Below are 13270 nucleotides of genomic sequence, written 5' to 3'. Positions count from 1 at the left end.
CTTTACCCCACCAACTAGCTAATCAGCCATCGGCCAACCCTATAGCGCGAGGCCCGAAGGTCCCCCGCTTTCATCCTCAGATCGTATGCGGTATTAATCCGGCTTTCGCCGGGCTATCCCCCACTACAGGACATGTTCCGATGTATTACTCACCCGTTCGCCACTCGCCACCAGGTGCAAGCACCCGTGCTGCCGTTCGACTTGCATGTGTAAGGCATGCCGCCAGCGTTCAATCTGAGCCAGGATCAAACTCTTCAGTTCAAACCTGTTACTGTTTTCGGTTCCGTAGAACCGGTCGCTCACTCAAAGCTGACAGGTCATATGAATTGCTTCATAAACCTGACTTACTTTAGTGTGAGACTCTTGATACTTTTGCTATCCCGATCCGAAGATCAGGTCTCGCTCACATCAAGCGCCCACACTTATCGGCTGTTAGTTTTTAAAGAACATGTCTGCGAGCAGATCGTCTTGCTCAGCAGCGCTGCGTTGTCAGCAGCAGAGAAGCGAGATTATGAACACTGTTTCGCAGCTCGTCAACAACTTTTTTCACTACATCGTTGCGACTGCGGGGTTCTTCTTCCTTCGCCGGGCGGGCGCTCTATGCTGCAGCACACGTCCGACTTCGCTTCCCCTCTCGCGCTGCGTTTCCGTTAGCGCGAAAGAGGCGTGATTCTATGCAGCCCGCGCCCAACGCGCAAGCGGTTTGTGAAAATATTTTTAAAAGACGCGACGGGCCACAGCGTCTTCCAGCTTCTTCTATATATACGCGGCGCTCACCTCGGGATATATAGGCGACGCTCACGTCGGGAACGTGTCTACCGGTTGCCCCTAACGCGTGTCGAACAGGCTGCCGCGCGCGGTCGAGTATCATGCCGCGATCGCATACCTACTCACGATGATGATGGACAGCTTCACACAATCGGGCGAGGCCGATCTCCGCGCCGAATTCGCCGCGCTGCGCGAACGCGCCGCCACCCTGGAAGAACAGGTCCCGCCGTTGCTGCAACGCATCTCCGATGTATTGCCGCGGATCAGCGGCGAAACGGAACTGGCGGACGAGCATCGCGAACGACTCGTCGGCGCGCGCAATGCAGCGATGGTATCGATCGAAAATTATCAGCAGGCGATTCCGTTCGTGCAGACCGCCGACTCGATCATCGAGCAGCTCGACAAAACGCCCGAACGCGACGAGGACGCCGAGTGGCGCGAAGCACTGCTGCAGCGACTCGACGAACTCATCGACGTCGCCATCGTGATGATCGACGATGCGGACAATTACTTCGAGCAGGCGCGCGCCTGCGATCTGGCGAGCGTGCCGTCGTCCATCCTCGAGGACTGACGACTCATCGCATCGCAGATCGGGAGCGGCAATGTGCGGACTTCACGCACGCCGACGTTCCGACGTTCGACACGCGCTGCGTCGGCCGCAACGGCCGGCCGCTTGCTCGAACAGAATGGCGCAGTCGGTCGCTCACGAGCGCGGGAACGCAAAACAACGACGCAGCCGACACTACGACGGATCGAGGACGATAGGCCCCGCCACGAGCGGCACACGGATATGCCCGCCTTGCGCATCGCCATACGCGTGCGCGCTTCCTTCGATCACGAATCGCGCCGTCACCGCGCATAACGCCGCATCGCGCGCATCGACGGTCCGCAGCGTCGCGACGTCGATCCCGAGCCGTTCCAGCAACTGTCGACGCTGAATCCGCTTCTGCTTCGCCGACGCCGTGGCCTTGCCGAGCAACGCACACGTGATCGCATACGGATAGGTCTCGAAACTCACACGGCCACCGCCATAGTGCGCGTCGACCAATAGCGGATACGCGCTCGCGAGCGCGCGATACACGCGCTCTCCCACGAACATCCAGTCGAAGAAGCCCGACGCACTCGAGATCGCCTGCTCGCGCGTCGGCGTCGGAAAGCACGAAATGCGCTCGCGCGCGAGCGCCTGCTCGACCGGCCGACGTCCGTTACCGGCCCACCACTGGCTCGGCGCGTCGACACCCACGGCAACGACGTCATGTTCGAGGCATAGCGGCAGCAGCGCTTCGGGCGAGATCCGCGCCTCATGGCAGACGACCGTCGAACCGCGCAGGATCACGAGATCGCACTGCTTCTTGTCGCCGCCGACGTCGACGCCGGCAACCGCGCGCGTCGACGACGCCTCATCGCGCCCGCCCCGCGCACGGCCGGTCGAACGATCGTCACGCATCGCGACGCCTCACTCGCTCGGCCGCGCGGCGTACGCGGCATCGAAGATCGCTTCGAGCCCCGGATGCACGCCGCGCATCCGGTCGACGACCGACTTCGCCCAGTCGAAATACGCCTGCTTGCGCTCGAGCGGCCAGTCGGCCGGAGGATGCCGCGCAAGGTCGCGCAGATTGCAGATCTTGTCGGCGAGCTTCACGAGTTTCGCGCGGCGGCTGATGTGCGCCGCGTGTTCGACCTGCAGCCGCTTGCGCGTTTCCTTCGGCAGCGACTTGTCGTCGGTGACTTCGACCACGATGTCCGCGACGTCCTTGCCGAACAGACGCAGCAGTTCCTGCTCGGTCGTCTCGGTGTCCTCGATCGTATCGTGCAGCACGGCGGCGGCGATCACGCGTTCATCCTCGATGCCGACTTCGTTCGCCAGCACGTCGGCGAGCGCGATCGGATGATTGATGTACGGCGACGCCTCTTCGTCCTTGCGACGCTGGTTCCGATGCCGGTCCGCCGCGAACGCGATCGCCGCGATCAGCTTGTTCATGACACCTCCCGTCGTATGGACGCACGCGCGGCCGCGTCGACCGGCCGCGCATCGAATCCGTCATCGTACGCGCATGCGGCTAGCGGACACGTGCGCCGCCATACCGGCCTGGCCTCTCATGCAGCCGCCGATTGCCGCTGCAGCTCGATCACGTTGACCTGGGCACCGAACACGTCCGCGATGAGCGGCAGCAGATGATCGTGGTGCGTGAGGAACAGCACCTGCGTGCGCGTCGACAGATCGCGCAGCGCCTCGAACCCGGCCTTCGCACGCGTATCGTCGAAATTGATGAACAGATCGTCGGCGACGAACGGCAGCGCGGTCCGGCTGCCAAGCTGCAACTCCAGCGCGGCGATCCGCAGCGCGAGAAACAACTGGTCGCGCGTGCCTTCGCTGAGGCCGGCCACCTCGACCGACGTGCCGCTCGTGCGCCGCGCATACAGCGCAGGCGGCGTCCGCTCGGTATCGACGGTCAGCCGCGCGAACTCGCCGAGCGTCAGCCCCGCAAAAATCTCGCCGGCGCGCCGCAGCATCGGCCCCTGCTTCTGATCGCGATAGCGGTCGGTCGCCCACTTCAGCAAGCGGCTCGCCGTCGCGGCTTCCAGATACTGCTCGGCCGCATCGCCCATCGCGGCCAGCGCTTCCTGACGCTTCGCCTCCGCGAGCGCCGCATTGGCCTGTCCGTCGATCGCGCCGAATGCCTGCTCGGCGACGACCTGCTGCTGCGCGAGCGCATTGAGCCGCTTGCCGACGTCCTCGATCGATTGCTTCACGGCTTCGAGGTGCGCCGGTACGTCCGCAATATCGTATTCCGCGACTTCCGCTTCGAGCGCCGCGCGCGACAGCCCGTCTCCGTCGCGCGTCAGCTGCTGTTGTGCGGCATCGACCGCTTGCCGAAGCGCGCGACGACGGTCCGAACGTTCGGCAAGCCGCAGCGCTTCGTCGATCGTCGCGACGCCCGCCAGCTGAAGCAGCGGGTAGACACGCGCTTCGGCGCCGGCCACTGCCGCGGCAGCGTCGGCGACCTTGTCGTCGGCCTGCCGGATCGCTTCGTCCGCACGCTCGATCGCGCGAGCGGTTTCCATCGCGGCAGACAGGCGCGCGCTCAGCCGGCGCGCGACTTCGAGCCAGTCGCCGATCGTCAGCCATTCCGGCGCCAGCGCTTCGGCGAGCCGTCGCGCGCCTGCCTCGAGTGCGGCCAGCTCCGCGCGTATCGTCGCGATCCGGTTGCGCGGCGCGTCCGCCGCAGCAAGCTCGGCCGTCACCGTATTCGCGAGTGCCAGTGCGCCCTCCGCTGCCGCGAGCGACGTCGCGCTGGCGGCAAGCCTTGCATCGGCGAGCGCGTCGCGCCACTGCTGCTGCCATGCGTCGTACGCGGACTGCGCCTGATCGACGCGCGATCGCGCCGTCGCGCAGCCGCGCTCGGCCTCCCGTGCGCGTTCGTCGAGGCTCTCCTTGCGCGCACTCGCCTTCTCCGCGGACTGCACGAACGTCTCGGCCGTCGCGACGAGCGTGTCCAGCCCTTGCGCGTCATCGCCACGCGAGACGACGCGCAGCGCCGCACGCAGTGCCGACTCTGCGCGCGTGCGCGTGTCGCGCAGCGTGTCGCGTTCGTTGCGCAGCCGCTCGACATCCGACTGCGCGGCGAACACCGCATCGCGTCGTGCCAGCCAGTCCGTCATTGCATCGAGCGGCATGCCGGGCACGCCGGCCGCAGCCGCGCATGCCGCCCACGCGTCGCGATGCGCGGCGAGGTCGCGTTCGCGGTCGTCGAGCACAGCTTGCCGGCGTGCGACGCCCGCACGTGCGGTCTCGACTTGCTGACGCAGCGATTGCAGCGTCGCGGCCGCTTGCGTTGCACCGAGCTGCGCATCGACGAGCTGGTCGGCGACGCGAATCGCGTTGTCGACGGCCGGTGCGCCCGCCGCGAGATCGACCGCACCGCTGCGCACGTCGCTCCATGCGCGGTCGCGCCGTGCACGAGCGGCAAGCACTTCCGCCGTCGTGACGACGGGGTGGTTCTCGGCGAAATGCCGTTCCTGCAATGCCAGCCGTTCGAGCTCTTCCTGTGCAGCGTCGCGCGCATCGCGCGCCGCTGCGACCGCGCTCATGCGTTCGCTTTCCGCCTTGAGCAGCGCACCGACCCGTGCTGCGGACGGCACGTCGAGCGCACGCAACGCGTCGACGGGCTGGCGCCACGGGCCCAGCGCATCGAGCGCGCCGGCCAGCACGCGCTCGGCGCTCGCGATTTCGCCTTCGAGCGCATGCTCGCGCTGCCCGATGTTGCGCAGGCCGCGCGCATCGACGAGCGCGGCACGAAGCGCTTCCGGTACGTCGACGGTCGACACGCTCGCCAGTTGTTCGCGCACCTGATCGGCCTCGCGCATCCGCTCGTCGAGCGAATCGCGTGCGCCGACGAGCGCCTGATGAAGCGCGCCGTGTTCGCGCAGCAGGCTTTCGACCGTCTTCAACGCGAGCGCCGACGGCAACGCCGCGCGCAATGCCGATTCGTCGCTCGGCCAGCCCAGTTGCGCAGCCGCGTCGAACGCAGCCGACAAATGCCGCTCGACCTCCGCGCCGAGCAGCAGCAGATCCTGTGCATGGTGCGCGCACGTGGCGCGCAGCCGTTCGAGCGTTTCGATGTCGGCCGCGCGTGCGAGCGCATCCGTATCCCCGTCGATCGCATCGCGCGCCTGCCGTTTCGCGAGCAGATCCGCGCGGCGCGCCTCGAGCACCTTTTGCTCCGCGGCGAGATCGCCCTGCGCCTTCAGCAGTTCCGCCCCCGCGGACGGCGGCAGGTCGACCACGTCGCCGAGCTCCGCCAACGCGGCCTCGTTGAGCGCCAGCTCCTTCAGATACGGCGCAAGCCGTCGGACGCGCTCGTATTTCGAGCGCAGCGATTCGAGCCGGCGCAGCTCGGTGCGCGCGAGCGCGATCTCGTGCTCGACCGCTTCGCGCGCCTCCTTCCGGTCGACCCAGTCGCGCGTGCGCACCTGCACTGCCTTCAGTTCGGCCACCGCTTCGTTGAACGCCGTTTCGGCAACCGCAAATGCGCTGCCGCTGCGCCGCGGCGCCCACAGGTCCGCGGCCCGCGCGTCGAGTTCGTCGCGCACGGAGCCGAGCCGGCCGACGCCGGCCGCCGATTCGAACAGCACTTGGCCGAGCTTGTCCGATGCATCGAGAATGCTGCGTCCGCCATCGAGGAGCCGACCGTGATCGAGACCGAACATCTGCTCGAAGAATTCGCGCGTCGCGCCGTCGAGCACGGCCGCGAGATAGTCGTCGGGCAGCTTGTCGTCGTCGGGCGTGCGCAGCGAGCTGCGGCCGCGCGCGCGATGAAACGCGAGCGTCGCGCCGCCGCTTTCGAGCACGCCGCCGATCCGCAGATCGGGCGTGCCATGCAGAAAGTCGAGCGGCGTCTGCAGCTTCATCCCGAACAGCAGTTCCGTCACCGCCGTCCGAATCGTCGACTTGCCGGCTTCGTTCGGCCCGACGATCACATGGAAGTCCTGCGTCGCCGCCGGAAAACGCAATGTCTCGTCGGTGAACTTGCCGTACCGGATCAGATCGAGTTGACCGATGCGCATCGCTTATTCTCCTCTCGCCAGCCGCGCGAGCAGCGCGGGACCGACCTGCCGAACGAGTGCCGTCAGATCGCCTTCGCGCGCGAGCGCGAGCAGCGGCACGTCCTCCTTCACGTCACTGCGCACCTTGCCGAGGAACGGCTTCAGATCGCGTTCGAGCAGCGCGAGGAAATCGGGATCGTGCGCGGCGTCGGCGAGAATCTGCTTCAGATCGTCGAGCGCTTCGAGCGGTTCGCCGGCGCCGTACGGATGCTCGGGCGCCGAAGTCGCGAGCCGCACCTTCTCGAGCCACAGCCGCTCATTGCCGATGATGCCGATCTGATTCAGCACCTCCGCGCGCAGCTGCGTCGCGCGGCCGAAGAACAGCCCGTGCGCGGGCGTGCGTCCCGTCACCGTCACGCGCACCGCGCGCGGCACATGCGCATCGACGCTCAGCAGCGTCTCCAGCGACTGGCCGATCTTGCGCGACAGATCGGCGACGCTCACGCAGTCCGACGCGTCGACCGCTAGCGATTCCCAGCGCAACACGTCGAGGTACAGACGCTCGACCTGCGTGCGTCCCTGCTCGACCGTCACGAGCACCGCACCGCGCCGCCCGGTCTCGCGAATATGCCGTCCCTGCAGGTTGCCCGGAAACACGATCGTCGACGGTCCCGTCCATTGCTGAAACTCGTGCACGTGGCCGAGCGCCCAGTAGTCGTAGCCCTTCGCATGCAACTCCGCGAGCGTGCACGGCGCGTAGTTCGCGTGCGCCGCATAGCCTTCGAGCGCCGTATGCAGCACGCCGATGTTGTAGTAGCCGGGCACCGGATCGGGATAGCCGGTGGCGAGATTGTCGACGACCGCCTTGTCCTTGAAGCTCTGTCCGTGCAACGCCACTTCGAACTCGGGCAGCCGATGCGTTTCCGGCTTGCGATGATGGAATACGGTGACGTTGTCGGGCAGCGTCAGCTTCTTCGTCATTTCGCTTTCGGCGTCGTGGTTGCCCCACAGCACGAACGCGCGGATGCCGGCCTTGCGCAGACGTCCCATCTGCTGGCCGAAGAAAATGCCCGTGTTGTGATCCTTCCAGTCTCCGTCGTACAGGTCGCCGGCGATCACGAGAAACGCGACTTCCTCGTCGATCGCGCGATCCACCAGTTGCCGCAGCGCATCGCGCGACGCACTGCGCAATTGCGCGGCCGGCGCGTCCGGATACGCGCTCAGGCCGTGCAGCGGGCTGTCGAGATGAATGTCTGCCGCGTGGATGAACTTCACGAAATTCCCCTGTTGGATGGCGCGCGTGGCGGTTGCCGTCGTATCGCGTGCGATCGACGTCGCGCTGCATCATGCTGCCGGTTGCCGACGGCTGGCGATGGTACCTGAAAGCGACCGCCGCGATCGAACCGCAGCGGCAAAGCATGATGCCATCCCGAACGGGTGCGGCGCCATTCGCATGCCGTTCGTCCGTATCGGAGATGCGAGGCCGGGGAAGGACGTCGCATCGCGCGCGCGAAAAAAAACGGCCCGGCCCGCATCGAAGCGGGCCGGGCCGTTACGGACCTGGATCGGTTACTGCGCCGCGCCTTGCGCCGACACCGAACCCTTCAGGCCGACCGACGCGCCGCCTTGCGCAGCGTTCGTCGTACCGGCCAGCGCTTCGCCGGCCTTCGCCTTCACGCCGCCCGCGACGTCGCCTGCGGTCGTCATCGCGCCTTGCGCGTGGGTCTTCGCCGACGCCGCGGCATGCTTCACGTGCCCCTTCGTCGAATGGACGGCCGACGCGGCAGCATCCTTCGCCGAACCTGCGGCCGTGCCGACTGCGTGCGTCGCGCCGCCGACCGCGTTACCGGCTGCCGAACCGACGCCGTCGACCGTCTTGCCGACGCCGCTCAGCGCGCCGCCGATCACGTTGCCCGAACCGGCCGCATTCGCGCCGGCGCCTCCCTGCGCGCCCACGCCGCCGCTCAGCAGCGGCGTCTGCACCTGTGCGCCGACGCCGACCGAGCCGTCTGCGCCGGTCTGTGCCGTCTGTGCGAAAGCAGCCGAGGTCGCGACAGCCGACAGCGCGGCACCCAGCAGGATCGTGCGAATCTTGTTCATGGTCATTCTCCCCAAAGATGTTGTTGCTGCGGGCCGCGTTCGTGCGGCTTGTCGCATGCCTCGCCGCGACATGCGGCAAGTGGGCGTAATGTAGCCGGCGTCGCGTGCAAAACCGCTGTTTTGCGGGGACTGTTACTTCCGTTGCAAATGCTGACGATTGACTCACACAGTTTGACAATTGCCGGATTGCGGCGCGATCGACTCGAGTCGTCCGGCACTTCAGCAGGCCGGCATCGTGGGCTTCGACATGTAGTGCGGGCGATGTTTGGCGGCGCTCGACACGCGCGCTATCGCAGCAACGAAACGCCCCGCCGCCGATCGCGATCGGCATGGCGGGGCGGTGGCTTCGTTCGCGCCGGCTTCGTGCTTACGGTCGGATCGTGTCGCCGAGCACGACACCCTCGCGACGCGGGTCGGTCCCGCCCTGCAGCGCAGGCGTCTGACCGAGCGTCACGCGCATCACCGTATTGACGCCGCTCGCCTGCGCGGACGTCGATACCTTGTGACCGAGCGCAAGCAGGCCGGCAATCAGCGGATCGTTCGCGCCGCTGTTCGACGTGTTGACGTTCGGATGTTCGCCGCCGATCGTCGTCGTCGGGCTATTGCTCGCGCCGAAATCGACGAGGCCGGCCGACTGCTGCGCGTCGAGGCCCCAGTCCAGCGCGCCGACGAGCGTCTTCACCACGTACTGCGGAATCGTACCGCCGCCCGGCGAGCCGGTCGCCATCACGAAATCGCCGCGCGATCCGTCGGCCGCCTTGGCGAACACGATCGCCGGCGCCATCGAGCTGCGCGGCCGCTTGCCGGGCTGCAGCCGGTTCGCCACCGGATTGCCGGCGCTGTCGAGCGGGTTCGCCGAGAAATCGGTCAGCTGGTTGTTCAGCAGAAAACCGTGCGTCATATGGAACGAGCCCATGCTCGATTCGACCGTCGTCGTCGCGCTCAGCACGTTGCCGTCGCCGTCGACGATCGTGAACTGGTTCGTGCCGTGTTCGACCAGCGTCGTATCGACGCCGAGCGGCACGGCGCCGAGATCGCCGGGCTGCGCGGTGCCCATGCTCTTGCCCGGATCGATCAGCGCCGCGCGCGACTTCAGATACGGCTTGTTCAGCAACGTGTCCCACGTGCCGCCCGGCAGCGGTACGAAATCGGTGTCCGCGACGTACTTGTCGCGATCGGCATACGCGAGCCGCTCGGCTTCCGACACGAGATGCACGCCGGCGACGGTCGGCTTGCCGCCTTCGAGATCGATCGCGGTCGGCTTCAGCGACTTCAGATCGAAGTTCTCGAGAATGCCGAGCGCCGATGCGACCGCGATGCCGCCCGACGAAGGCGGCGGCATCCCGCACACCCAGTAGCTGCGATAGGTCGTGCATACCGGTTCGCGACGTTTCGCTTCGTAGGCCGCGAGATCGGCGAGCGTCGTCTTGCCCGGCGTGATGGTCGAACCGTCCGCGCCCTTCGCCGTCGCGATCTTCGCGACGATGTCCTGTGCAATCGGCCCGGTGTACAGCGCCTTCGCGCCCGACTGCGCGAGCGCCGTCAGCGTATCGGCGTATGCGGGGTTTTTCAGCACGGTGCCGAGCGTCTTCGGCGAGCCGTCGGCGTTCAGGAAATACGCAGCGGCGTCGGGATCGCGCTTCAGGTTCGCGGCATTCGCCGCGATCGCGTCGGCCAGCCGGCCGCCGACCGGAAAGCCGTTCGTCGCGAGCGCGATCGCGTCGCCGAACAGGTCTTTCCACGCAAGCCTGCCGTGATCCTGCTGCAACGCCTCGATCAGCCGCGGCACGCCGATCGTGCCGATCGAGCGGCCGCTCGCGCGGGCATTCGGCTGCGGCGGCGATCGGTCGCTCTGATCGTCGACATAGCGCAGATAGTTTTCCGTCGCGGCCGCAGGTGCGGTTTCGCGGCCGTCGTACGCCTGCAGCGTCTTGTTGCGCGCATCGTAGTACAGCAGCACGCCGCCCGAGCCGAGCCCGGTCGCCTCGGGCACCGTCAGCCCGAGGACGGCTTGCACGGCAACGGCCGCATCGGCTGCCGTACCGCCTTTTTTCAGCACCGCGCATCCCGCCGCGCTCGCGTAAGCGTTCGAGGTCGCGACCAGATAGCGCTTCGCATAGACGGGCTTCATGCCGGTGCGATAGCCGGACGACGCTTCCGGCAACGACGGGTCTCCCGGCTGGTTCGAGCCCACCACGACGGTCGCGCCGCTGTTGTCGAGCGCGAGACAACTGGTGTCGGCCGTCGTGGACGAGCGGGCCGCTTCGTTTTCGACGTCGCCGCCGCACGCCGTCATCAGGACGGCTGCAAGCAGCGCGGACGCATACGGGAAGATCGCTGTTCTATTCATTGTCGGTCGACGTTGTCGTGCATCGTGGTGAAGTACGTCTCGTCGCCCGCGACCCCCTCGGCATGCGGGCAATGGGTTCGATCGTCGCACGGATGATTTTTTTTCCGCAACTCGTGGATGAGCGCAAGCCGCGCGTGGGTAAGCTCGCGCACTGTGCGTTCGCCCGATTTGCAGACTTCGCTGCATTGCGGCTATAACGGCGTCATGGATACGAGTCGCTGGATCGACGACCCCGTCGGGGCATTTCGGGCGTGGCAGCAAACGAGCGCGACGGGCGCGCGGCGGCAACCGTTCGCGCCGCGCTCGATCGTGCAGCACGTCGCGATGTTCGAACGATTTCTGCGCCATCTGCATGCGCAGCGCGCATCGCTCGCGACGTTCGGGCCTGACCACGTCGCGACGTTTCTCACGGAACTCGAGCGCAGTTGCGCGCCCGGCACGTCCACGCGCGTGCGCTATGCGAAGCTGATCGACCGGCTGTCCCGGCATCTCGTCGAAGCCGGCGTGCGCCGCGTGCATCCGGCTGCGCGTGCGGCGCACGCGCTCGCGTGGCCCGACACCGAGCCGGAGCCGTGCTATCTGCCTCCCGACGCCGACGCCGCGCTGCAACGTCACGTGCAACCGCGCGCCGACGATACGCCCGCCGCATGCAGGAACCGCGCGATCGTCGCGCTGCTGCTCGCAACGGGCATCACGTCGGCGGAAATCCGCGCAACGACACGCGACGCACTCACGCTCGACGAACGCCGACCGATGCTGACCGTGCCGCGCGAGCGCGCCCGGCCGGCACGCCGGATCGAACTCGCTGCGTTTGCCGTCGCGCCGCTCGCGGCGTGGCTGGCGGCTTGCGCGTCCGATTCGGATGCGTTAGCGCGACTCTTTCCCGCGCCGCGCGACGGCGGGCCGATGAACGACATGTTTCTGCTACTCGTCGTGCGCGACGCGCTCGCCGCGATCGGCTTCGAGGCGTCGGACATGAGTCCGCGTGTGCTGCGCAATACCTTTGCGCGCCGTCAGTTGCTGGCCGGTCACACGCATGCCGACGTCAGCGCGATGCTCGGCCTCGTCAGCACGCGAACCGTCACGCGCATCCGCCAAACACTGCCGCCGAATGCGGCCGCCGACCGCGCGGCGCACGAGCGCTGAGCGCCATCGCGCAAAGAGCGCGATCGGTATGTGTCATTCGGGCTTCGATTGAATCAGCCGCAGAATGCGGCTGTCGTACGGCGATTGCATGATTTCGACGATCCGCACGTCGGCGGCCGCGGGATGCAAAGGGTTCAACAGAAAATTGTGCGCATGCGGGACGACGACGCTCGGTACGCGCAACAACGCGGTGGGCCGCGTATGCAGCCATTCGGTGCCGGCGCTGCGCGTCCAGTCGACGTTCGTCTGCCAGTCGGCCGGCGCATCGGCCTCCACGATTTCGGCGATGTCGACCGATTCGGCCGCCTCGACGCGAAGCAGCTGGTATCCGCTCGGCAACTGCGCGACTGTCGCGATTTCGAAATGAACGAGCGTCTCGAGCAAGGCGAGCGCCGGATGTTCGGCGAGATAGACGACCGGTTGCCCGGCGAAGTGCCAGCGCCCGCCGGCACGCAATCCGCCGATCCCTCTCAGGTCGGCGTAATTGCTGATTCGCCACAGCGTCGTCAAGCGAAATACCCTTCGTCGATTTGCGTCAGCGCCTCTTCGACCAGCCGCGCGCCGTGTTCGGTGCTCGCCATGTCGAGCGATGTGCGCCCGCCGAAGCGTTGCAGGCCGCGGCGCAGCCATGCCATCGCCTTGTCCTGATCGCCGAAGGTGGCCGTCGCCTGCGCGACAATCCGCGCGAGCCGGATCGCCTTGTCGGATTCCTCCGGCGACAGGCGCTCGTGCGCCTGCCGGCGATGGCTCAGCGTGCGCCGCGGAATGATGAACGCCAGTTCGTCCGACTTCAGGCCGCGCTCGGACAGACGGTCGATCACCGAGACATCGACGCGCGCGCTCGCCAGTTCGGCGAGATCCGCGCCCGAGCGCACGGGAATCGCGAGCAGTTGCTCGAGAATCGTGAATTCGGCCTGGCGTGGATGGGCGACGCCCGAGGGGTGAAAAGCGATGGTGCTCATGAGCTGAGTCTCCGGCAATTTGCCCGTTCATTATAGGCGTTTTGCCGGAGGTTGGCAGGTTGAGGGTGGAGATGCAGTTTTTGGGAGGGCGGATCGGCTGGAGGCGCAGTGGGAGTGCGAATCGGAGATTCGCCTTGGAGGGCCGTGGGTGTTTTTCAGTATATAAAGTTACGTTGCAGCGGATCGGGTTGTCACGTAACAACTTATTAAGGTCGAAGCGGCGAAGGTCTGGCATGGATCAGCGTTCAAGCTACCGCGCGCTGCCGTCGCGTGTTCATTCCAGTGGAGGACTAGCGAGCCTGTTATGCGTCGGGCCGCGCCGTCTGCGCCCCATTTTTTAAAGCAGGACGTTGCGCCCGTTACGGCGCACGGGGCGATGCAAACAGGTTCGGCCCTT

Annotated in this window: 10 protein-coding genes and 1 rRNA gene; 2 read left to right on the top strand and 9 right to left on the bottom strand. The window is 66.7% G+C overall.

What is annotated here, in order from left to right; all coding sequences use genetic code 11:
- Positions 1–261: ribosomal RNA gene (locus tag BST28156_RS05705) — 16S ribosomal RNA — on the bottom strand; the annotation flags it as partial.
- Between the two features lie 640 nt (positions 262–901).
- Here BST28156_RS05705 and BST28156_RS05700 point away from each other — a divergent pair.
- Positions 902–1339, top strand: coding sequence for a hypothetical protein (locus BST28156_RS05700; protein ID WP_012464961.1), 438 nt, complete (start codon positions 902–904; stop codon positions 1337–1339).
- Between the two features lie 171 nt (positions 1340–1510).
- Here the strand turns inward: BST28156_RS05700 and BST28156_RS05695 are convergent, their stop codons facing one another.
- The 6 genes from BST28156_RS05695 to BST28156_RS05670 all read right to left on the bottom strand — a co-directional run bounded on the left by BST28156_RS05695 (position 1511) and on the right by BST28156_RS05670 (position 10765).
- Complete coding sequence (locus tag BST28156_RS05695; protein ID WP_012217791.1) at positions 1511–2215, bottom strand: DUF429 domain-containing protein; 705 nt, start codon at positions 2213–2215, stop codon at positions 1511–1513.
- Positions 2216–2224: 9 nt separating this feature from the next.
- Positions 2225–2749, bottom strand: coding sequence for an HD domain-containing protein (locus tag BST28156_RS05690; protein WP_012217790.1), 525 nt, complete (start codon positions 2747–2749; stop codon positions 2225–2227).
- Positions 2750–2865: 116 nt separating this feature from the next.
- Entirely contained in the window at positions 2866–6336 is a 3471-nt protein-coding gene (locus BST28156_RS05685; protein ID WP_012217789.1) for an ATP-binding protein, read from the bottom strand.
- Between the two features lie 3 nt (positions 6337–6339).
- A complete protein-coding gene (locus BST28156_RS05680; RefSeq protein WP_006399370.1) occupies positions 6340–7590 on the bottom strand; it encodes a metallophosphoesterase family protein in 1251 nt (416 codons plus the stop codon).
- A 294-nt stretch (positions 7591–7884) separates the two neighbouring features.
- Positions 7885–8415 carry a hypothetical protein gene (locus BST28156_RS05675; RefSeq protein WP_012217788.1) on the bottom strand — a complete coding sequence of 177 codons (531 nt, stop codon included), beginning with the start codon at positions 8413–8415 and terminating at the stop codon, positions 7885–7887.
- Between the two features lie 367 nt (positions 8416–8782).
- Positions 8783–10765 (bottom strand): gamma-glutamyltransferase family protein, encoded by a 1983-nt coding sequence (locus BST28156_RS05670; protein ID WP_012217787.1) that lies wholly within the window; start codon positions 10763–10765, stop codon positions 8783–8785.
- Between the two features lie 204 nt (positions 10766–10969).
- On the opposite strand from BST28156_RS05670, the gene BST28156_RS05665 reads away from it, so the two are divergent.
- On the top strand, positions 10970–11911 hold the full coding sequence (locus BST28156_RS05665; RefSeq protein WP_012217786.1) for a tyrosine-type recombinase/integrase: 942 nt from the start codon (positions 10970–10972) through the stop codon (positions 11909–11911).
- A gap of 33 nt (positions 11912–11944) precedes the next feature.
- Here the strand turns inward: BST28156_RS05665 and BST28156_RS05660 are convergent, their stop codons facing one another.
- Both BST28156_RS05660 and BST28156_RS05655 read right to left on the bottom strand, forming a co-directional pair.
- Entirely contained in the window at positions 11945–12421 is a 477-nt protein-coding gene (locus BST28156_RS05660; protein ID WP_012217785.1) for an RES family NAD+ phosphorylase, read from the bottom strand.
- Complete coding sequence (locus BST28156_RS05655) at positions 12418–12873, bottom strand: Xre family toxin-antitoxin system antitoxin (RefSeq protein WP_006399363.1); 456 nt, start codon at positions 12871–12873, stop codon at positions 12418–12420. Before BST28156_RS05655 ends, BST28156_RS05660 begins: the two co-directional genes overlap by 4 nt.
- Positions 12874–13270: the final 397 nt, after the last annotated feature.

This window comes from Burkholderia pseudomultivorans (assembly GCF_902499075.1).
GTDB lineage: Bacteria > Pseudomonadota > Gammaproteobacteria > Burkholderiales > Burkholderiaceae > Burkholderia > Burkholderia pseudomultivorans.
The sequence above is the reverse complement of the archived record's forward strand: the minus strand, read 5'-3'. Positions and strand labels throughout refer to the sequence as shown.